This is a genomic window from Actinomyces sp. Z16 (genome assembly GCF_003111765.1).
In the GTDB taxonomy this organism is placed as follows: domain Bacteria; phylum Actinomycetota; class Actinomycetes; order Actinomycetales; family Actinomycetaceae; genus Actinomyces; species Actinomyces glycerinitolerans.
Genome location: NZ_CP027862.1, coordinates 3301755 through 3324376 on the forward strand (window position 1 = coordinate 3301755; position 22622 = coordinate 3324376).

Here is a 22622-nt window from a genome sequence, read left to right on the forward strand (position 1 = left end):
AGAGCTCGCGCCGCATTGCCGGCATCGCCGGCTTACGCGCGGGCAGCTGGCCCCGCCTGGTCGACGCCGCGCGGCGTGAGCAGGGCCAGCGCCGCCATGCCCATGCCGGCCACCGCAACCGTGCCGACGGCACCCGCCGCATAGGCGATGAAGACGGCGGTGCGGCTGAGCTGCGCGGCGGCGACCGCACCGGCTCCACCGGCGTCGACGACGCCCCGCCAGGTGAGCACCTCCAGCATCAGGGCCGCTGCACCCGCAAGGATCCCGAGCCCGCCCAGCACGGCGGCGGACGACAAGCGCGCCGGCGGCAGCTCACCCGCTGCGGCGCCGCCCTCCGCCTCGGCGGGCGTTGGCGGCGTCGCAGGCGCTGGGCCGGCAGGCTCGGAGTCGGCGGGCCCCGTCTCATCCGCCCAGGCGCCGCAGGCGATCGCCACCGCGCCCCAGAAGGTGGCCAGCAGCAGGGCGGCGATAACGTCACCGGGACGATGCCACTGGCACACCAGAGTGGAGTAGCCCATGGCGGCGGCCAGCACCGCTCCCGCCCAGGCCGCAGCCCCGCGCCACCGTGGGCCGGTGACCAGGATGAGGGCGACGGCAGCGGATGCGGCCACCGCGGTATGCCCCGAGGGCAGGGTGTTCATGCCGCCGAATTTTCGGAACAGCCCGTAGTCCGGGCGCCACAGGATCAAGTACTTCAACACCTGGGTGGAGATGTTGATGGCGACGACGGCGCCCGCAGCCCACAGTGCCCGCCGGCGGCTGCCGCGCCACCGGGCACCGACCAGCACCACGAGCACCAGGCCGATTGCGGCCGGCAGGGACACCACGTGCAGCAGGTTGCGGGCGTGGTCGGACACGAAGTGGGCGCCGATGCGGGAGCCGTCCAGAGCCGCCTGCTCCATGGCCTGCCCGGTCAGGTGCACCACCAGCAGCCACCAGGTGAGCGCCACGCCGACCATACAGACGACGGCGAGCACGCCCGCCAGCAGGCGCGAGCGCCGCTGTGCGCGCCGCCCGGGGTCAGGAAGTTGCGTCAGGGAATTGTTGCGAGACGTCATTGGGCCCGGATGATACGACCTGCGGCTGGGTGGAGTCGGAGTCCGGCGTCGCGGCCGGCGTGGCGGTGCGGGTGCGCGTGCCGCGCTTGCGAGGCGGGTAGCCGGAGCGCCACACGTACAGACCCACCAGGACGAAGCCTGCCGCCAGACCCACCGCCCACCAGGGGAACGAGGGCACCGTGGGGGGATCGCCGGCGGCGTCCAGGTCCTCCTGCGGGGTGGGGTAGACGCGCTCCCCGGTGACCAGGATGCGGTGGGTGTTGATGCCCAGTGGTGTGCAGGTGACCAGGGTGACCAGGTCGCGCCCCTGCTCGGCGCGCAGCGCCTCGGTCTCGTCGGGCTCGACGACCTTGGTGTCGAACACCCGATAGGTGAGTACTTCCCCGAACACCTCGATGACGAAGGTGTCACCGACCTCCACCTGGTTCAGGTCGGTGAACATGCGGGCGTCCGCCAGACCGCGGTGACCGGTGATCACCGCGCGGGTGCCCTCTCCGCCCACGGGCAGAGAGGTGCCCTCGAGGTGCCCCAGCCCCTCAAGTAGGGTTTCATCCGAGGTTCCGTGGTAGACGGGCAGGTCCAGGTTGATAGCGGGGATGCGCAGCCGGGCCATGAGCCCGGCGCCGTTGGCGTCCAGGATCGAGTCGTAGTCGAGGGTGTCGTCCCCGCCCTCGCCGACGCCGGTGGGGACGTTGGTGTTGGCCTCCAGCACCGCGCCGACGGAAAGGGCGTCGTTGTAAGCATGCGCCTGGGCGAGCTGGGTGGCGGCGTCCGGGTCGGCGGAGTCGACGTCGGAGGCGTAGGTGGTGATGATCTTGGACTGGTTGTACTGGGTGACCCAGGCGGCGACGGTCGGGTAGGCGAACAGCAACATGCCGGCCAGCGCCAACAGGGCAGACACCAAAGCCGGACACGACAAGCGCCATCGGTCGCCACCATCACCGACCTGGTGGGAGCGCCGGGGTCTGGTTGACAAGGATCCTCCTCTCCCGAAGTCAGTGACAGGCACGCGGCGTGGCGGGGAGGCCGTATGTCCTCCCCGCCACGCCGCACGGCTCAGACGATCAGTCGTCCGGGCCTAATGCGCGATGTCAATCAGCGGGTTCAGTCCTGCGATGCTGCCGGCTTCTTCGAGCGTGACACGAATGCCCTGCCGACGCCGATCATCACGAAGGCCACGCCGAGCAGCATCATCAACAGCGCACCGTTGGCACCCGTAAGCGGCAGCTGAGGCACATTCTGCTTGGTGTTGGGCACAGACAGGTCGTAGTCAGCGGCCGCGGTGACCCCGGCCGTGACAGTCAGCGGCGTGTCCGCGTCGGAGGGCAGTACGTATCCGGCGGGAGCAGCGGTCTCGACCAGCACATAGCAGCGCTGGGTGTGCTCGGGCGCAACCGAGTCATCCGTGGCGGCACCGGCCTTCTGGTCAACGAACAGACCCGCGATGAACACCAGCCCATCCCCGTCGGAGGCGAACTCAGTCGCCCCGTTGACCGCGATCGGATCGCCGACCTTGACGGCGTTGTCGCATGAGGTCGCGTAGGGGTCTGCGGCGTTGTAGACCTGGAATGTAGCGCCCTGGAGGGCCTTGCTGTTGTCCGCGTCGACCTTGGACACGCGCGCGTCGCCCCACGAGGTGACCACCTTGTTGGTAGGCGTGCCCGGCTCGTCCGGGGGAGTCACCGGCGGTTCATCCGGAGTGTCACCCGGAGTGGTGTCTACGTACAGCGTCGCCGTGTTCTCAATGATCCCGCCAGAGGGCACGGTCCCGGTCTTGGCCGTAAAAACAACCTCAATCTGCGCGTTCGGCTGGGTCTTCAGATAGGCCAGACCGGCCCGGTTGAAGCCGACCGACACCGTCTGCCCCGTTGTCACCGTGTAGTAGGACGCGTCAACGTCCGAGCCGTTGAGCTTCACCGACGCCACGTTCCCATCGGACAGGCTGGAGTCCAGCGGATCGGAGACCACGAAGTACTTGAACGAGTCAGTGTCGGCAATGCTCGGAACCTTCGCAGTCACCGGGAAGGAGACCTGATCATCGGTGTTCAGACCATTTGCGGTCACGTTCACACCCTTGGTGGGAGCCTCGACGACGACGTTCTTCGGATAGACGTTCACGTCATACAACCAGTTCCCGTCCGCGCTGGCGGTGTTGGCCGCGTTGTTCGGGAAGGGAATGGTCACGAGGAACGGCGCGGCAGCGGTCTTCACTGTGCTGGGCGCACTGGTCTCGCACACCAGATATGCCGCCACCGGCAACGGGTTGATGCTGGTCTCGCCGCTCGCATCGGTCGCGGCGCTCGCCGTACCCGTATCGAAGGTGTAGCTACCCAGCTGCGGCGAACGGTTATCGGAGCCGCAAGCGTCCGCGGGAACCGCGACGTCGGCCAGGCCGTCCCAGGCGGCCTGAGTGGTCAGGTCCAGGTTGGTAATCCGATAGGCCGTGAAGACGACTCCCTCAACGGGGTCGCCACCGGTTGTGGTCTGACCATCAGGCGTTCCGTTAGCGCTCTGCGAGCCTGCCTCGTGCTTGTGGATCAGGATCGATCCGGTCGCCCCGGTATCGATGTTGGCCAGGTCGGCGGCCTGCGCCGTCGCGGCAAGGCTCAAGCCGGTTGCGGCAAGCGCCATCATGCCGAGGGCCGCGGCCGCGCGGCTGCCGAGACCGTGGGAAGTGGTTCTCATGGGGTCGAGTGTCCTTTGTTCGTGCGCGGCGGGCCGCGCGGATGCGATTGGATGATGTGATTACTGGTCAGGCTTGCGCGCGCCGCCTCCTCACAATTCCTACAATCAGAGCGACCAGGGCCAGGACCCCGCCACCGATCAGGAACCAGTCGGAGCCGAGGCCACCGGTAAGGGGGAGGGACGGAACGGAAGTCTTGGAGTTCTCAAAGGGCTCGGCGAACGCGTAGTCGAGGCTGTCGGTCGTAATGACGAACGCGTGTGGAGTGGCATCCATCTGGTATCCGGCCGGCGCAGCCACCTCGGTCAGGACGTAGCTCTCTTCGCTCCAGACCAGGCCGCCTACTTTGAAGGAACCCGCAGCCGGGTCCTCGTCCCTGTAGGCACCGGGTGTGCAGGGTTCGGCGACACAGTCGTCGACCACCGTGCCCTCGGGCACCTCCGGTCCGGTCAGCCCCCAGGCGGCTCCTGCCAGAGGCTCGCCATTGTCCGCATCGGTCTTCGTCCAACTCACCGAGCCGGTTAGACGCTCATTGACCACGCCACCGTTCACAACGCCTTCCGCCTCGATCAAGGCTCCTTCCACGGACGAACCCTCGATCCTAGTGAAGGCGAAGGAGCCGGTAACGGGTCTGTACCCCGCAGGCGCAACCGCCTCCTCAATCGCATAGTCGCCCCAGCGAAGTCCGGTAAGGCTGAAAGCCCCGGCCGCTGGATCCTGATCCGTATAAGCACCGGCCGCACAAGCACCGACGCAGTCCGTGATCACCGTGCCGTCCGGAACGCCCGGCCCGGACAGGGTCCACTGCGACCCGCCGATGGCGGTGGAACCATCGACTTCCACCTTGTTCCACGTCAAGGTACCGGGCTTGGTGGTGTTGGCAATCGTACAGGTGACGCGGTCTTGGTTCCTGACAGTCAGTGTCGCCTCTCCGTCGGTCGATTCACTGACAGTCGAGGAGTACGTCTCCGAGTCGGTTCCCGGTGTCTCGGTGCATTCCCACTGACCCGCCTGGTATCCGACGGCCTGGGGGTCATCCGAGCTCTCATACAGGGTCATCGACCCCTGGTCGACGGCCCGTGGCCCGCCCGTACTCCCCTGCCCGGACAGGGCGACCGTTCCGTTCGCGCCAACAGTCCACTGCTCGGCTGACAAGCCGGGCACCTGCTCTGAGGCATAAGCGTTATCCACCGTTTTGATAAGTTCGAGGGTGGGAACCATCACGGTGATCTTCCCGTAATCCTCAACCTCACCGGATAGGGTCACACCGGTGGCCCGCGGGACAACGAGGGAACCATCCGGATTCCTGTCTCCCGTGATACGCAGGCGCATGAAGGTGGAGAACGCACTCCCCGTTTCTCCATCGACGCTTCGGACAACGTCTGAGGGCACAGTCCATGTCAGGGAAGCCCGTCCGGAAGCTGGGCACACCGTGGGTGCGGATGCCTCGGCGTCGTCGAAAGTACCGTTGTGGTTCCAATCGATCCATCCGACGATATTGCCCTCGCCATGGCAGATGATGTCGTGCTTCGTCCACTCAAGACCTGGGGCGGTGCGGATGATACCGTCCCAGTTGTCAGAGCCGACCGGAGCCGTCGGGTCGATTGACAACGCGTCCTCGTCATCGGGCGGACTGAAGTCGACGTTCGAGTCGTAGCGGTCATCAAGGTCGGCATTCTCCGAGTAGTACTGGAAGATGTCCGGGTCGGTGAAATTGCCCAAGCGGATGTCGGGCGCGCTCACCCGGACGGCCTGTCCGGCTTCCTGAGCGGCGCTGAGGTCATACCAGGTTCCCTCGGCCCCGACGGGGGCGGGGCTGGGAGCAATATCCTCTCCCAGCTCGCCTCGTTCCCAGTTGGGCTGGAAAAGAGAGGCGGCGCTGCCGTAGCTCTCGGGCGCGTCTCCGTAGTCCAAGTAGGTTACGACGCCGAAGGCGATGGCGGAGACCCCACCGCCTTTGAGCTCGACATAGCCACCATTGGCCTTCTCCATGAAGAGTATCGAGGAGGGGCCGTAGCCCTCGTAATTGGACGGACTACCCGTGGTCCGTGTCGCGCACTCGGAGGCCTCGCCGCCTGAGGCGGTGGCAGGACGCAACTGGAAGCCGTTCTTCACGCCAGTCGGATAGGGGAAGTCACGTTGACCGACCCAGGAGTGCACCGTGCATCCCTGGGAGCGAGCGGTTTCAAGGTAGCGCCACTTCACATCGGAGGCCCCATAGCCGTCCATCGGGATCGGGGCGACCGTCTCCGACTCGTACTGTCCGCTCTTCCAGTTCGACCCCTCTGCGTCGGCGTAGACGAAGCCCTCCATGGGAAGCTCCGTTTTGGGCAGGTCCGCGATCTCCGACTTCGTCGGCTGGACGGCGGATTCTACGATGTAGGTCTTGCACTGAATCTTGAAGTACGCGTTCGCAGACTCGTTGTAACGGCCACCCTGGGCGTTGGCGATGCCGATAGGAAGGCCCGAACGCACATTGACATTCCGATATGAGATCCCGGGAACGCCATAATTCGGGTCGATCTCGACGCCATTGTCGTATCGTGTCGAGTCGTTGTAAAGACGAGCCATGCCGTCGCCGATCCAGGACCCCGTATCGTAACCGACCACAAGGCCGGCATCGTAGGTCTCGGTTACACCCTCGTGGGTGACCTCGTAGTGAGTCTCGACCTCGCTAATGCTGCATTGGCTTGATCGCCACAGGCCGTCACCGATCCGCGATGGAGTGGACCAGACCGTGGAGTTCACTCCATCGGGAAGGATCATTCGACCATTGTTGTCAACGTTGACGTTTGAGGCCTCGGTCCAATCGATCCAGTCGATGACGGACTCGAAGCGGCCAGACCCTCCATCAGGCGCGGCATAGACCGCCTGCGCAGCAGGAGCTACTAGGTAACACACAGCGAGGGAAGCTGCAAGGAAGAGCGCAGTAAGCCCCGATAGCGCGGGACGATAGCGCCGCGCGCAGCGGGTACCGTCACGTTGAGCATGGCGCAGCATGTGCTTCACTGACAGCTCCTTGAAAACACTAGGTGGCGAGGGAAGAGCCACAAAACTCCATGGGTTCGGGACGGCGGAGCGCCGTCTGCGTAACGCACAAGACGCAGGATCTGATTGATTGCTGGCCCGACCTTAGCGCCCTTTGGAGGCGCTTAGGGCAAGCGAACTGAGCTGTGCCAAACCTGTGGCATACCCGTGCCGGCGTCGCGGCAATCCGGTTATCAAAGTAACCCTATTGAGTTGAATCACGCATTTAAAACGTCAGATACCAGAGATATTCCGCGACTCAGGAGCGGCGCGCGTAACGCACCCGACGCACCACCCGCCGCCCGGCTGCGACGGTGAGCACGGTCAGGATCACGACGACGGCGCCGATCAGCCACAGCATCCACGGACGCATGGGCGCGGGAGTAGCCGCGGCCTGCTCCGCCTCGGCCTGTACCGGGTCCATGGCCACGCGCGTCCCGGTGACCAGCAGGCGGTGGGTGTTGACGCCGTAGGGGGTGCAGGTGATCAGGGTGACCAGGTCCTCCCCCGGCACCTTGTTCAGCGATTCCGTCTCGGTGGGCAGGACCACGCGGACGTCGTTGACCTCGTATTTGAGTGTGCGACCGGCGGCGGTGATGTAGAAGACGTCGCCCTCCTCCAGCTTCGTCAGGTCGTCGAAGAGCGTGGCCGATCCCATGCCGGTGTGGCCCGTCAGTACGGAGTGGGTGGAGGTCCCGCCCACGGGCAGGGCGGTGCCGAACAGGTGGCCGACGCCCCGGGAGAGAGTCTCGGCCTCGGTGCCGTGGTAGACCGGCAGGTCCACATGGATCTTGGGGATGACGATCCGAGCCATGACCTCGTCCAGATCCAGCTCGGCCAGGTAGGCCTGGTACTGGGGGTGTCGGGGCGCTGCTGGTCCAGCCAGGGGTCGAGGATCGGGGAGGAGGCCAGCTCCTGGTTGTACTCGTCGGCGCTGGCGAGCTCGGCGGCGAGCACGTCGGGGCTGACGGCGTTCATCTGCGCCTGGTACTGGTCGGCGATCTCCTGCTGGCGGGCATTGTTGTGCTGGGTGGCCAGCACCGGGTAGGCCAGCACGAGTGCACCGGCCAGGGCCAGTATGAAGGGCAGTACGCCCAGCAGGCGGTTGCTCCGGCTGGGTCTTCCGGTGGACTTCTCACTCGGTGGCTTGGGGGGCTCGGCGCCGCCGTGCGCGTCATCGGGCTGCGCGGGCCTGTCCGCGGAAGCGTCGCCCAGGTCGGGACCGGGTTCATCCAGGACGTCGGCGATTGACGGAGTCTGGCCCATTGGCTTCCTTCTGTGTGGCTCGTGGCGGAAAAACGGAGGTGAGGCTGTGGTGAGTCGGCGTTGAGCGGAGCCGCCGACATTCGGATGTCAAGATAGTGCGCCGTCGAGCCAGCCCTGGGACGGCGGCGGCGTGTACGCCGGAGTTATCCGATTCGTACACGCCGCCGCGTGTGCTGGTGTGCCGGCGCTCAGTTACCGGCACATTCGTAGCCTCAGGCCTGGGCGCTGCGGCGCTTGTTGTGCACCGTGAGCAGGACCGCACCGGCGACCAGCAGGATGCCGGCGATGGTGAGGAAGATGATGCCGTTGGCACCGGTCAGCGGCAGGCGGAAGCCGGCGTTGGAGGGGACATCGATCACCGTGAAATCGATGGCGTACGGCGAGGCCTCGACCTCGGACTTGAGCACCTGGAAGGCGATCGGGTCGCTCTGGATCTCGTAACCCGTGGGGGCCTTGGTCTCCACCAGGCAGTACCAGCCGGGGTTGGTGACGGCAGCGTTGTTGATGAAGTCGTTCGTCCGCAGCGCGTCGATGGTGACCTTGCCGTCGGAGCCGGTGGTGAACTTGGCGGTGTTCTCAACCGTGCCGGCCGCGGTCACCTGGTTGGCGGTCAGAGCCGCCCCGGTGATGTTCGCCGCATCGCGGTCGATGGTGGCACCCTGGGTAGCACCGGTCGGGTTGCACTCGTAGACCTGGAACTCGGCGCCGGCGTACTTCGAGGCCGCAGCGTTGTCAGTACCACTCTTGGTGATGGTCACCTTGCCGTAGTAGGACTTGACCTCGTCGCTGGGCTCACCGGGGACGTCCTCCGGGTTGGGGTTGTTCGGGTCCCAGGTGGTCTGCGAGTCGTTCGGGATCAGGAACGAGGTGTTGGAGATGGAGCCATTGCCGTTGCCGATGGCCTTGATAGTGGCGTTAATGACCACCTGCACCTGGGTGCTGGTGTCCCCGTCGGCGCGGGCGGAGGCGATCTTGGCGCGGCCATCCGCGGTGAAGGTGACGGTCACGTACGTCTTGCCGTCGCTGCCGACGGCGGTGACGATCTCATAGTCGGTCCCCTCAAGTTCCTGAGCCCCGGTGCCGAGCATGGTCACCGTCGTGTCCTGGTACTGCAGGCGCGGGTCGAGCGGGTCGACGATCTGGTAGTTCTTGATCGTCGCGCCGCCGTCGACGTCAATCTTGGGGATGTCGGCCTTGATCGTGTAAGTGACCGTGTCGCCGATCGTCGGAGAGCCGTTGTCGCTGACCTCCTTGCTGGAGTCAACCACAGAGTTCTTCGGGTAGACGTGGACGTCGTAGTTCCACTCAGAACCATTCGGATTGGTCATCGGCACCGTGACCACGAAGTCCTCGGCGGTGGTGACGTTCTGGGGGGCCTTGGTCTCGGAGACCAGGTAGGCGCCCACCTCCAGGTTCGAGAAGGTGGCCAGCCCGTCGCCGTCGGTCGTCTGCGTGAACACGGTGGCGGTCTTGTAACCCGCGGCCTCCGCGGCGCTTCCATTCAGCGCCGCTAGCTGCTGCCAGCCGGCCTGGGTGGTCAGGTCGAAGTTGAGCTTCGTGACCGTGAAGGTGACACCTTCGACCGCATCGCCAGTGGCGCTGGTGTCCTCCAAGCCGTTGCCGGCGGAAGTGCCGTTGGTCTCGGTCTGAGCCAGCTTGTGAATGGTCAGAGTCGAAGCACGGTCGGCGTCGATGAGCGCCGTGTCCAGATCGGTTGCCTCGGCGGCAGCGAGAATCGCGGGGGTTGGGGCAGCCGTGGCGACGGGCGCCGCGACCATCCCGCCGATTGCGAGGGCCACCGCCGCAGCGAGGCCGGCGCCACGGCGCCTGGTGAGGGATGACATGGGTTCTCCTCGTTGATGTGGTTTCGGGTTGCCCGGCTGTCCGGTTGGCCCCTGGTTTCTCCCGCTGCTCAGGCCCTGCGGCCCTCGCGTCGGGAAGTCTTGGTGATGGTCAGGACGAGCGCGGCAGTCAGCAGCAGCCCGGCCCAGGCCAGGTACACGCCGATGCCGCGGCCGCCCGAGAGGGGCAGCGTGCCGGTTTCGACGTCGTGGATGTTGATGCCGATGGCGGTGACGACGTTGCCGTCGGCGTCGGTGACGGCGGGGATCACCGCGATGGTGTCCGCCGTCAGGTTCGTGTCGGCGAGCGTGATGGTGGTGTTGCCGCCCGAGTCCACGCCCAGGTGGAACTGGACGGGCCGCGGCAGCAGGCTGTGTCCGGCGGGCGCCTTGGTCTCAACCACCCAGTAGTCGTGGTTGATGGGCAATCCCGCGGAGGTGAACAGGGAGCCGTCCACCGGATCCACGCTCACGCCGTTCTCAATCGGGGTGGCGCCGTCCGTGGCCGGGTCGACGTCGTAGATCGCGAACTCGGCGCCGGGCAGGTTGGTGGTGCCGTCGGCCTGCACCTGGGTGCCGGTCTTGCGCAGCGTGATGATGCGCTTGCCGGCGTCCGGGGTGACCGGTTCGCAGGCGGTGTTGTCACTGCGTCCAGTGGCGTCACGCCCATCGGTCGGGTAGACCTCATTGAACAGGCCGTGGCCCGGCGTGCGAGTGCCGTCCGCCTCCACGGAGCACTCCAGCAGCTCCTCGGAGTAGTCGGCGTGGCTCGGGTCGACGCTCACCGTGAAGGTGATCGTGTACTGGGCCGTCTGCCCGGGGGCGATCACGTCGCCGGCGGTGAGGGTGTAGTAGCCCTCGGCGTCGGCCTCTGCGGTGACCGGTTCCCCGCCGGGGGCGGTGACGGTCGCCCGGTCGATGTCCAGGCCGGGGGCGAAGTCCGGCTTGTCGCGCAGCAGCCCGGTGGACTGGGCGAGCTCGCCCTCGTTGGTCACCGTGATGGTGTAGGCGACGTCGAAGCTGGAGGTGGTGCCGACGCCGGTGGTGGCGACGGACTTGGACACGGTCAGCCGGGGCGTGAGGTCCAGGCAGGCGGTGTTGTTGGCATCGTCATCCGTGTCACCCGCCATGGCGGAGGTGTTGACCAGGCCGGAGGGGGCGCCGTCGGCGCGCTCGTGCCCGCACTGGTAGTCGGTGTCCTCGAAGTCCGCGGCGGAGTCGACGGTGAAGCTCACCTGGACGGTGATGACTCGGGTTCCGCCGCCGGTGATGGTGCCGTCCTGGCCGGCGGTGCCGCCGGCCAGCGCGGGGCCGGAGCCGGCCCGGGCCAAGGTGATGGGACCGGCCAGTACGCCGTCGGAAATGCCCGGGATGGTGGCATCCGAGGCGGCCTCACCGTTCTCCAGGACGGCGACGCCGGTGATCTTCGCGGTCTCCGGCAGGGCGGGGGTGTCGGTGACGTCGGCGATGATCTGGCTGGCGGCGCGGGAGGTGTTCTCCACGGTCACCGTGTAGGTCGCGGTGTAGGTGTCCCCGTTGCGGACCACGTCGACGCCGTCCTTGCGCACCGAGAACTTCGGGTTGGTTGGGACGTCGCCGCAGTCCTCGGCGGTGTCTGTGACCTCGCCGGAGGTGACGGCGGCGGTGTTGTGGATGGCGGTGCCGTCGGTGGCGGCCTGCGCGCTGCACTCGCCGTCACCGACGCCGGGGATTCCGGTGTCGGGGGCGGTCACGTTCAGCACCACGGTGTAGGTGTGGGTGGCGCCGGCCGGCAGGGTTGCGCCGTCGACGACGGTCACGGGCCCGGAGGCCTGCGTGAGCGCGTCTGCCAGGGCACCGCCGGTGACGGTGATGGAGTTCAGCGTGGTGCCCTCGGGCACGGTCGGGGTGTCCACCAGGTCGTAGGTGAGGTCCTGCACCTGCGAGGGGTTGGTGACGGTCACCTCGTAGGTGACGTCCCAGGTCTCGCCGGTCCAGTTGCCGTCGGCGTCCAGGTGCTTGCTGGTGCCCGTGAAGGTCTTGTTCACGCCGGCGTGCGGGGCGACGTCGTTGGTGACCGTGGCGGTCACGGCGGCGTCGGCCTGTACGGGCAGGGTGAAGGTGACCGCTCCGGGGGTGGAGGTGTCGGCGTCGGCGCCCTCGACCTCGTAGGTCATGGGGTCGGTCCATGTGAAGGAGCCGTCCGCGGGCGCGGCGAGGGCGTCGTCCCCGGGTGCCGCCTCGGTCAGGGTGCAGGTGGCGCCCACGGGCACGTCCGCCACGGCGACGGCGTTGCCGTCGGCGGGCAGGGTGAGCGTGCCGGTGAAGGTGTCCTGCCCGGCGGTGCAGGTGTAGTCCACCGTGTAGCTCTCGCCGGTGGCGCCGTCGGTGGCCCCGGAGATGGCCTTGTTGACGGTGAAGCCGGTGGCCAGGGTGCGCTCGTCGGCGGCGTTGGTGACCTCGGCGGTGGAGGTGGCGTCCCGGGCGATGGTCTGCGCCTGGGTGACGGTGCCGTAGTCGCCGTCGAGCTCCGGGTCCGTCCACTGGTAGGACGGGTCGCCACTGACCGGGGTGGTCGGGCGGCCGGTCTCGGTGACCGTGCAGGTGGAGCCGACCAGGATCTGCGTGTAGTCGCCGGTCAGGGTGGCGGTGCCGGCGCCGGTGACTCGCCAGGTGCCCTCGTTGCCGGTTCCGTCAGGGGCGGTGCAGGACCAGGTGCCGGCGTAGGTGTTGGATTCGGCGGCGGTGACGCCGTCGAGCCCGTTCACGAGCTTGTTGATGGCCAGGGCGCCGTAGATGCGCTGGGTGGAGTTGGTGACCCGCAGCACCGGGTCGGAGTCCTGGGCGATGCCCGTCAGTGTGTTGCCGTCGGTGAAGGTCTGCCCGTCGGCGGCGACGTCGTAGGCGGGGTTGTTCCACGCGTAGGAGACGTCCGTCAGCCCGGAGGTGTCGATGGGCGTGTCCTCGGTGAGGGTGCAGTCGGCGCCGGCGTAGATGGTGGCGCCAGCGGCGCCCTCACTGACGGTGGCGGAGCCGCCGGAGGCGGGCAGCTCCCAGCGTCCGCCGACCTCGCTGCCGTCCGCCTGGGTGCAGGACCAGCCGCCGCGCACGGTGGCGCCGTCGTTCAGGGCGCCGTCGATGCCGGTGTAGGCCTTGGTGATGGTGAGCGGCTGGGCGGCGCGCTCGGCGTCGTTGGTGACGGTGAGCGTGTTGGCGGCGGCGTCCGCACCGATGGTGACCGGGTCGGAGACGGTCGGCTCGGCCCAGCGGTAGGAGATGTCCTTCAACTGGTCCTGAGTGGGGGCGTCCTCGGCGGCGGTGCAGACGGTGCCCAGCGGCAGGCCGCCCTCGGGCAGGCCGTCGATGGTGGCCGCACCGGCGCCGTCGGCCGTCCAGGTCAGGCTCCAGTCCTGGGTGATGCCCTGGCCGTCGTCGTAGTGGCAGGCGATGTCGCCGGAGAAGGACTCGTCGACGACGACGCCCTCGGACAGCCCGTCCCCGTAGGCCTTGGTCAGGCTCAGGTCGGAGGTGACGCGGCGGATCGTGTTGGTGGCGGACACGGCCACGGTCTCATCCTTGGTGATGGTGACCTCGTCGGGGAAGACGGTGGCCATCTCCCACGCGTAGGAGGAGTCCTTGAGCTGGTCCTGGGTGGGGCTGGTCTCGCTGATGGCGCAGGTCCAGCCGGCAGGGATCTCCCGGTCGAAGGCGACGCCGCTCTCGCCGTCCGCGACGGTGGCGGTGGCGGTGAGCTCGCCGTCCACGCCGGGGGCGGTGCAGGTGGCGTTCAAGGTGAAGGTCTGGCCGTCCTTGAGGCCGTCCGTCTCCCCGATGACCGTCTTCGCGGCGGTCAGGGAGCCCATGTCCCGGTTCACGGTGTTGGTGACGGTCATCGCGGCGGTGCCGTCCGCCGTCACGGTGGCGGCGTCGTAGCTGGGCTCGCTCCAGGAGAAGGAGGGGTCGGTGTCCGGGGCGCCGGAGGCGTCCAGGTCCTCGGTGGGCGTGCAGGTGGAGTCGACGTAGGGGGCCTCGCCGTCGTCGTAGGTGATGGCGGCGTTGCCGGCGCCGTCCACGCTCCAGGTGCCGGTCACGTCGGCGTCGCCGTCGTGGGTGCAGGTGAAGGCGCCGGAGTAGGTGTTGTCGGCGCCGAACTGGGTGGCCAGTTCGCCGGAGAGCACCTTGCTCAGGTTCACGTCGGCGCGCACGCGCTCAATGGTGTTGGTGACGGTGACGGTGCCGGAGGAGGCGTCCTCGCTGGTGATCCGAACCGGGTCGGTGATGGTGGGCGCACCCCAGGCGTAGGAGCCGTCGGCCAGGCCGCCGCTGATGGTGCCCTCGGTGACGGTGCAGGTCTGGCCGAGGGGGATGTCGCCGACCGTGACGGTCTCGCCGTCGGCGAGGGTCCCGGAGTAGGTCTGGGCGCCGTCGCAGGTGACGGTGATGGGGAAGAGCTTCTCCCCGGCGCCGGTGAAGCCGTTCGCCTTGTTGTTGTCAGCCACCGTCTTGGTGACCTGGATGGAGCCGTAACGCTCACTCATGGTGTTGGTGGCGGCCACGGCCACACCCGGCTCGTCCCCGCCGGGCATGGTGAAGGAGATGCTCCCGCCGTCCGCGGACACGGCCGCACCGCTCGACGGCGTGGCCGTCATGGAGGTGCCGTCGGCGTCCCAGCGGTAGGGGTCGATGGCGGCGGGCAGGGCGTCCGTGCTCTCGGTGACCGTGCAGGCTGAGCCCTCCGGGATGCCGGTGATGGGCTCGGTGACCTGGCCGGCGCGCACGGTGGCAGTGCCGGTGATGACCTCGCCGGTGAGCGGGGTGCAGGTGTAGGTGAAGGTGAAGTCGGTGTCGGCGAAGCCGGTGCCGGCCTCGGCGCCCTCCACACTCTTGGTGATGGTCAGCCCACCGGTGGTGCGGGCGACGACGTTGGTGACGTCCACGTTGCCGCTGCGGGTACCGGGGTCGATGGTTGCCGGGCCGGAGGTGGCGCCGGCGGTGGAGAACACGTAGGAGGAGTCGGCGGCGTTGGGGGCGCCGGGGTCGTCCTCGGTGACCGTGCAGGTGGAGCCGAGCAGCACGGCGGCGCTGGTTCCGGCCGCGGTGGCGGGTCCGGAGGTGACGCTCAGCGTGGCGGCGCCGGAGCCGGTCACCGACCAGGTGCCGGTGGCGTCGTCGTCGCCGGGGTGGGTGCAGGTCCAGGTGCCGGTGTAGGTGTTGTCGGCGCCCTGGCCGTCCAGGTCGGTCAGCTGCTTGGTGATGGTGAATTCGCCGTAGTCACGCTCCCAGGTGTTGGTGACGGTGACCGGCTCGGTGCGGTCGCCCTGGACGGTGACGGCCTGGTCGGCGGGCCCTGCGCTCCACTTGTAGGAGGCGTCGGTCAGGCCCGTGGAGCCGGTGGGCGCGGTCTCGCTGACGGTGCAGTTGGCGCCGGCGGCGATGTACGGGGTGGTGGCGGTGGCCGCCGAGCCGGTGGCCGACAGGTTGAAGGTGCCGGCGTAGTTCTCGGTCTCGCCCTGGGCGGGCGCGTCACAGGTGACGGTGACCGGGAAGGTGGTGCCGGCGGTCACGGGGCCGGAGTCGGGGCTGACACTCTTGGTGACGGCCACCTTGCCCCAGGCGGCCTCGGTGGGGTTGACGACGGTGACGGTCTTGCCGCCGTTGGCCGCGTTCACCATGGTGCCCTCGGCGGCGTCGAGGCCCTCGTAGCTGGGGGTGCCCCAGTCGTAGGCGTCGGCGAGCAGGTCCTCGTTCAGCGAGGATGCGGGCTCGGAGACGGTGCACAGGGCGCCGCGGGGTACCTGTACGGTGGTGGAGGCGCCGTCCGCGACGTCAACTGTGCCGGCGTAGTCGGTGCCGCAGTCGTAGTCGATGGCGAAGGTGGCGTTGCCGCCGTTGTAGCCCTCGCCGTCAACCTGCTTGGCGAGGTTCAGGTCCACCAGTACGCGCCGGTAGGTGTTGGTGACGGTGATGGTCTCGGAGGTGTCCTTGCCGACGGTGACCCGGGAGTTGTCGAAGCTGCCCGCGCCGGTCCACTCGTAGGAGGAGTCCTTGAAGTCGCCGTCCGCGGTCTCGGGGGCGGCCTCGGTGAAGGAGCAGGTGGTGCCTGCGGGGACGGTGAGCGTGGCTGGGGTTCCGGTGGAGACGTCCAGGGTGCCGGAGCCGCCGTCGCCGGTGCAGGTGTAGTCGACCTTGAAGGTGCGGTCCGCACCGCCGGTCCAGCCGCTCGCGGCGGTCTCGTCTTCCGGCTCGACGGCCTTGCTGACGTTGATGGTGCCGGTATTACGGACGACGGAGTTGGTGACGTTCACCCGGTTTACGGAAGGGGCCCGCAGAACCTGCACCGTCGTTCTATCGATGTTCGGAGTAGTCCACTCGTACGAGCCATCCTTGAGGTCACCGCTCGGGGTGTCCTCGGAGATGGTGCAATTGGCACCGACGGGCAGGCCCGTGATCACCGCCGAGCGACCGCTGGCGGCGGACCAGGTGCCGGAGAAGTCGCGGCCGTTGGTGTTGCCGCAGTCGTAGGTGCCGGTGAACACCTTGTTGGCGTTGCTCAGACCGCGATCAGGGTCGTTGACGGTCTTCCTGATCTCGATGGAGCCGGTATCGAAGCTGTTGGTGACGGTGCAGGTGACCCGCTGGTCGGGCGCTAGAGTCACCTGTGAGTCGGTGACCGTAACGTCGCGGTTATTCTGGTCCCGGCAGACCCAATCCCCCTGCTGTTCGAAGCCCTGCACGTTGCCGGTGGTGGCCTCCGACAGGGTGTAGGTGCCCGAGCGGGTCCACTGGCCGGTGACCGAGGGCTGTCCCGAGATTCCGGAGATCATCCGGTACGGGTAGGGATCGTCGGCCTCGGAAGTCCTGGTGGGCGTAGCCGTGAGCGTCCAGTTTGCGGTGCTTACGGCCGGAAAGGTCATACCGTTGAGCCGCTTGACCAGCGTGAGCTGAGAACGACCGACGTAATCGTTGTGCCAGGTACAGATGAAATCCGTATTCCTCTGATCCTGGGACAGCTGGGTGGAATCCAGGTCCAGGGTGTTCGTGCTCAGGTCGAGAGCGGTGTCGGTGAAGTCGCCGCCGTTGCGGTGCTGGAGCACACCATCGGGGGTACGGCACTCGACACCCGCCAGCCGCCAACCGGAGGAGGTCTGAGTCACTGGATTGGCAATATTCTCCCTGACAGCGGCCTTATCGTCGGGTGCCAGCAGCTCATACGCCTGCGGGTCGGAAACGGTACCGGCAGTTCCCCAGCCATTGGGCCGAAGGTTGTTCAACGGACTCCAGTCCGCGAGCGCGTTCGATCCCGGCTCGGACACATTGGTGTAAGTGAACGTCGGCGGCGTGACAGAGCTCTCCAAAGAAGGATCAGTAGTCGCGTACTTGGCGAAAGTGACGTGGCGCACCTGCTCCAAGGAGCCGTACAGGCAGCCGTAGGTCTCGGTGTTCTCCTTGGTGATGAAGGTGTTCTCCAGTTTCCCCTCATCCGCCAAGTCGGTGGAGCAGACTCCGTTCTCACCGTTGTTGACGAATCCCCATAGCTTCAGCTTGTAGTCGATGCCGGTAGCTGGATCCGTCCAGGCAGTGGACGAGATCGCGGCCTCCACTTCAAGAGTGTCGTCCTCACAGGAACGACCGTCAGAACCGTAAATAGGGCCGCCATCCGCACCTCCACTCGCGCCGTCATTCGTATCGAAGGAGACGAGTCGACCATCACGGTTGTAAGCGTAGTGATAATCGCTACTCCAACCGTAGCTGCCGTACCAGGAATCCCATCCGAATGTAGCCCGCAGGCCCGTCCTTCCGTTCCGATCGAAGGCATACCGACCGGTGCCACTCGTATTGTAGCTACCATCTTGATTGAAGGTGGAACGACAAATGTTCGTCGTCTCCTTGAGCTTCCAAGGGAACTCTGAACGAATTGCATTTCCGAGCGTAAGCTCCATGGTGCCGCCCACAGTAATTTCATCCACTATCGCGTAGATCGGACGGTTACCGTGCCGCATGGTGGCGACCAAGAAGGGCTGACCCACACCAACACTGCCAGACACCTCGGGCCTCAAACCGACGGTGCTTTGACTAGCAGGATCGTATTGCCGCGGACAATCTCTGGGATTTGCCCCCATGTTTGAGCCATACCCGAAGGCCGCATAAGTGCCATCACCCGCAACTACTTCTGCGGTAGTCGTCTGACTTCCCGGATCCTCTGGACTGTACCGCACACAGCCCCTATAGATCGCCTCCGAAACGGTGGGAAAGGCACTGGTGACAATGTCGTGTTGACGCGCTGTCGACGTCCCCAAAGGAACCACGACCTCGGCCGCCACGGCGGCCGGGACAACGGGGAGCACGACACCCCCCAGGAATGTGCCGGCAAACAACGCAAGAACCGTTATCAGAGCCAGCGCTCTTGCACGCGAAGGTGCGAGCGCCCGGAGGCGCGAAACTGCTTTGCGCATCGGCGTCCTCTCCCGATCGAACTGACTCTGCGGCGATATCGACTGCGCGCCTCACACCCTCAAGGCGTGCACCCGCGACACCTCAAGGATACCGATCATGACGCACGATTGACCGTCTAACATGCAACATTTCAGCACTATTCATGCCACCACACTATAAACGCATCAGTTCCGTCACGCTTTGCAGCCATTTCAGCGCCGGCAACATCAAGACCCGAGTGCGTTGCCCCGGTATCGCGACGGCGGGGCGTGCACCGCTTCGCATGCCCGCCCCGCCACTCGTGACCGCCCTATGCGTCGCACGGTCGACACGATTTCTATGCGAGTCGCATGCCGTAATGCTTTCGCCATGCGATTCCCGCTGCGGCCGCGAGCAGTGCGATTGCGACAACCACATTCGGCATCAACCCGTTGCCACCAGCATTGGGCAGCCTCGCAGCCTCGAGATCCCGAATGGTGAGCACGTCATCCGCCCCGGTACCCGCCGACTGTGAAACGACCGCCGTGGATACGCCCAGTTCGGAATCGTTCAGCACGGTGATACCGGTATCGGTGATCCGGATGTGGACCGGGTTGGCCAGCAGTTGGTGTCCGGCCGGGGCCCGGGTCTCCAGCAGCCAGTACTCGTGGTTGATCGGGAGCAGCGCGGTGGTGAACACGCCGGTCTCACCCGAGGGGACCACGCCGTCAGCAATTGCGGTCGCCCCGGAGGTTGAGGGGTCGACCGGGTAGATGCTGAAGGCGGCGCCGTCCAGGTTGCCCTGACTGCCGGTCTTGACCACCGACAGCGTGCGCTTGCCGGCATCGGGCGAGACGCTGGCACACGCGACGTTGTGGTCGGGTTCGGTTGCCTGATCCACATCGCTCGGTGGGATGGCTGCGTTGTACAAGCCGTGTCCGCTTTCCAGCAGGCCATCGGCACCCGTGGAGCACGCAAGCAGCGCCTCGTCGTATCCGGCTGCCGCGGGATCGATCGCAACTGACAGGGTGAGCCTCCAGGTCATCGTCTGCCCGGAACCGATGGTCTCACCGTCGGCGAGGACGTAAGCACCCGATCCGTCCGCTGTGATCGCCTGCGCGGCGCCGCCGTCGCGGGAAACCGTGGCGCCGGTGATGTTCAGGCCGGGGGCGAATGCGGGCTGGTCCGTGACGGTACCGGTCGAACCGGGCAGTGCGCCCTCGTTGACGACGCTGATGTCGTAGGCGACGTCGAAGGAGGATCCGGTGCCCGGTTGGAGAGCCACCGTCTTGGAGAACTTCAGTACGGACTGGACGGACAGGCAGGCCGTGTTGTCGTCCTCACCGGAGGTGTCGCCGTCCATGGACACTGTGTTGACCAGTCCGGTGGGTTGGCCGTCGGCCCGGGTGCCGCCGCACTGGTAGTCGGCGGCGTCGTATCCGGAGGCCGTGGGGTCCACCGTGAACGTGATGCGGACGGTGAAACTGCGCGTGCCGCCCACGTCGGACCCCTCGGGCGCAGCGGCAAGTTCGGGGCCGGTTCCGGCGGCTGCCAGTACCACCGGTCCACTCAGGGCGCCGTCGACGATCGCCGGGATGGTCACGCCAGAGGCCGCGGCACCGTTCTCCAGCACCTCAACGCGGCTGATGCGTGCGCCGACGGGCAGATCCGGGACGTCGGTGACGTCGCTGATGATCGTAGAGGCGGCGTGGGAGGTGTTGGTGACCGTCACGGCATAACCGGCGGTGAAGGTGCCGTCGACACTATTGCGCACCACCTCACCGGCCTGCTTGCTCACCGAGAAGCTCGGATTGGCCGGCACCGTGCCGCAGGCCTCGGCGACCTTGGCGACGCCACGAGAAGTGACTTGCGCAGCATTGTGCACCGCTCTGCCATCGGTCGCGTCCTGGGAGGTGCAGGCGCCGTCGGGTCCGGCGAGTCCGGCGTCAGGCGCGGTGACGTTGACGGTCACCGTGTATACGTGTCGTGCTCCCGCATCCAGGGTCACGTCGTCGGCCGTGTAGGTGGTCTGGCCCTCGGGGAGTAGCTGTGGGCTCGCAAGCGGGCCGCCGCTAATGGTGACCGAGTTGACGGTTGTGTTCGCGGGCGCGGTGACCACATCCTCCAGTGAGTAGCGCAGCGGGAGGATGCGAGAGGGATTGGTGACCGTGACGGTGTAGGTCTGGTCGAAGGTGGCGTTCGCGCCCAGGGCGTCGGCGGCGGTCACGGAGTCGAAGGTCTTGGTGACGCCGGCGTGGGGGATGATCTGGTTGGTGACGGTGACCACCAGGTCGCCCTGGCCGCCGGGTACGGTGAAGGAGACGCCGTCGCCGCTACGCGTGGTACTCACCGGGGTCTCGCCCACGGTCACCGTGTAGTCCGCGGGGCTGCCCCAGCTGAAGGAGCCGGAGTCGGACGAGTTCAGGTCCGCGGCCTGTGGGGCCTGCTCGGTGACGGTGCAGGAGGCGCCCACGGGAACGGCCTCGCCGGCGACGACGGTTCCGTCACTGTTCACGGTGGCCGTGCCGGTGACGTCGGGCTTGCCCTCCTTGGTGCAGGTGTAGCTCAGTTGGTAGGAGTCGAGGTCGGTGCCGTCGGTGGCGCCTGCCAGCGACTTGGCGAAGGAGATCGTCTTATTGGCGAGTTTCTGCGTGGCGGTGCAGGTGACGTCGGCGTCGGCGGGCAGCACCACCTGGGTGTCGCTGTTCATGGTCACCGCGGTGGACGTACCGGTGTGCACACAGGACCAGGAGTCGACGGCGTATCCGTCCACCTCGGAGGTGGACAGCTCATAGGCGCCCGACCCGGTCGTGACCGCGGTAACGGCCGGGTCGCCCGTGACGCCGCTGAGGGTGTTCTGGCCCGACAGGCCGGAGACCGGGGTCGCGGTCAGGGTCCAGTCGGTGGCCTGGGCGTCGCCCTCGCCGACGGTGTTGACCAGGGTCAGCCTGGAGTGGGCCACGTACTGGTTGTGCCAGGTGCAGTTGATTGCGGCCTCCTCGTAGGAGGTGGCCAGCTCGGCCTGGTCCAGGCGGATGGTGCGGTTGGCCAGGTCGACCGAGTCAGAGGTGTCCATCCGTTGGCCGTCGCGGCGCATCAGCGGATGCTCAATGCCGCCGCTCTTGTAGGTACAGGTGACACCGCCGAGGGTCCATCCGGAGGTGGTGTCCGTCAGCGCCGGGGTGAGTGCGTTCTCCTGGACGATTGCGGCGTCGTTGGGCGCGAGCAACTCGTAGGTGGTGGGGTCGGAGACGGCGCCGGCACTGCCCCAGCCGGTGGGGGTCAGCGAAGCGGGGGTGCCCCACTTCTCGGCCCCGTAGCTGCCCTCGGCGGAGACGTTGGAGTAGCTGAAGGTGGGGATCGGCGTGGTGGCCTGGAGGGAGTCATCGGTCTCGACCACCTTGGTGAAGGTCACCGGACGGACCTGCTCCAGCGAGCCGTAGAGGCAGCCGTAGCTGGTCCTGCCCTCAGGAGTGATGAAGGTGCTCTCCAGATCGGCTGAGGCCATCTCGGGAGTGACCGCGCAGGTCCCGTTTTCCCCATTGTTGACGAAGCCCCACAGGCGCAGCTTGTAGGAGATGCCGGTGCTGGGGTCGGTCCAGGAGGTGTCGGAGCGGTCGGAGGCGATCTCCAGGACGTCATGCGCGCAGGTAATTCCGTTCGGCCCCGAGGCCCCTCTCAGGGTCGAGTCGAACCGCTGCAACCTGCCGTAGTACCACGCGTAGTTGTACGTGCTGCCGTCGCCGGCGGAGGTTCCTATGCGCCCGACGGCGGTACCGCTGCTGTTCCATGCGTACTCGGACGGCCCGTCTGCACCGACAATGGCGTTGCCATCTGGGCCCAGCATGGTTGCGCAGTAGTTGGGTGTATCCCACTCGCGGAAGGGGAAGTTGGTCTGAATCTCCTCACCCGCGGTGGTGATCTGCAGGCTGCCGTAGTAGGACTTGGTGGTTGTGTCCACAGGGTCGATGTTGACATTGTCGTGGCGCAGCGTACCCACGAGGAACACGTCGCCGACATCCGCCGCGGTGACCGACGTGGGCTTGAAGCTCATGGCCGACTGCCTGGTGTTGTTGAAAGTATTAGGACAGCTTTCATCCAAGAACCCGTAGGAGAAGCCCGCCCATTGCCCGGAGGAGCCGGCAACAACACCGGTGTTGTAGTTGTTGTCCTGGGGCCCGTAGTGCAGGCAGGCGATGCGCCGCGCGTACTCCTCCTGCGACATGGTCTGCCCCTGGTAGGACACCGTGTTGTCGGTGTCATACACCTTCACGTTGGAGATCTGCGCAGTGGTCTCGCCCAGGCCAACGGTGAGTGTTGCCCCAGCGGCCTCAGCCTCAGGCACAGCCAGCAGAG

The 22622-nt window shown here is 66.9% G+C and carries 8 protein-coding genes; all 8 read right to left on the minus strand.

The features are described from left to right. Nucleotides 1-32 precede the first annotated feature (32 nt). On the minus strand, nt 33-1058 hold the full coding sequence (locus C3B71_RS13705) for a phosphatase PAP2 family protein (RefSeq protein WP_108968812.1): 1026 nt from the start codon (nt 1056-1058) through the stop codon (nt 33-35). After that, nucleotides 1021-1959 carry a class C sortase gene (locus tag C3B71_RS13710; protein WP_234416289.1) on the minus strand — a complete coding sequence of 313 codons (939 nt, stop codon included), beginning with the start codon at nt 1957-1959 and terminating at the stop codon, nt 1021-1023. Before C3B71_RS13710 ends, C3B71_RS13705 begins: the two co-directional genes overlap by 38 nt. Nucleotides 1960-2162: 203 nt before the next feature. Continuing rightward, complete coding sequence (locus C3B71_RS13715) at nt 2163-3743, minus strand: SpaH/EbpB family LPXTG-anchored major pilin (protein WP_108968814.1); 1581 nt, start codon at nt 3741-3743, stop codon at nt 2163-2165. Nucleotides 3744-3810: 67 nt separating this feature from the next. Then, nucleotides 3811-6741 (minus strand): CshA/CshB family fibrillar adhesin-related protein, encoded by a 2931-nt coding sequence (locus C3B71_RS13720; RefSeq protein ID WP_234416290.1) that lies wholly within the window; start codon nt 6739-6741, stop codon nt 3811-3813. A gap of 286 nt (nt 6742-7027) precedes the next feature. After that, nucleotides 7028-7582 (minus strand): class C sortase, encoded by a 555-nt coding sequence (locus tag C3B71_RS16595; RefSeq protein WP_234415932.1) that lies wholly within the window; start codon nt 7580-7582, stop codon nt 7028-7030. A 664-nt stretch (nt 7583-8246) separates the two neighbouring features. Further along, nucleotides 8247-9878 carry a SpaH/EbpB family LPXTG-anchored major pilin gene (locus tag C3B71_RS13730; protein ID WP_108968818.1) on the minus strand — a complete coding sequence of 544 codons (1632 nt, stop codon included), beginning with the start codon at nt 9876-9878 and terminating at the stop codon, nt 8247-8249. Between the two features lie 68 nt (nt 9879-9946). Next, nucleotides 9947-17455, minus strand: a complete 7509-nt coding sequence (locus C3B71_RS16735) for a DUF5979 domain-containing protein (protein WP_159097715.1) — start codon at nt 17453-17455, stop codon at nt 9947-9949. Between the two features lie 1169 nt (nt 17456-18624). Then, entirely contained in the window at nt 18625-22611 is a 3987-nt protein-coding gene (locus C3B71_RS13740) for a DUF5979 domain-containing protein (RefSeq protein ID WP_146752370.1), read from the minus strand. Nucleotides 22612-22622 lie beyond the last annotated feature (11 nt).

What these genes read in the sequence shown, in the direction of transcription:
- C3B71_RS13730 (WP_108968818.1), bottom strand. Translation starts at nt 9,878, where the DNA reads ATGTCATCCCTCACCAGGCGCCGTGGCGCCGGCCTCGCTGCGGCGGTG.
- C3B71_RS13715 (WP_108968814.1), bottom strand. Translation starts at nt 3,743, where the DNA reads ATGAGAACCACTTCCCACGGTCTCGGCAGCCGCGCGGCCGCGGCCCTC.
- C3B71_RS13705 (WP_108968812.1), bottom strand. Translation starts at nt 1,058, where the DNA reads ATGACGTCTCGCAACAATTCCCTGACGCAACTTCCTGACCCCGGGCGG.
- C3B71_RS16595 (WP_234415932.1), bottom strand. Translation starts at nt 7,582, where the DNA reads ATGGCTCGGATCGTCATCCCCAAGATCCATGTGGACCTGCCGGTCTAC.
- C3B71_RS13720 (WP_234416290.1), bottom strand. Translation starts at nt 6,741, where the DNA reads ATGCTGCGCCATGCTCAACGTGACGGTACCCGCTGCGCGCGGCGCTAT.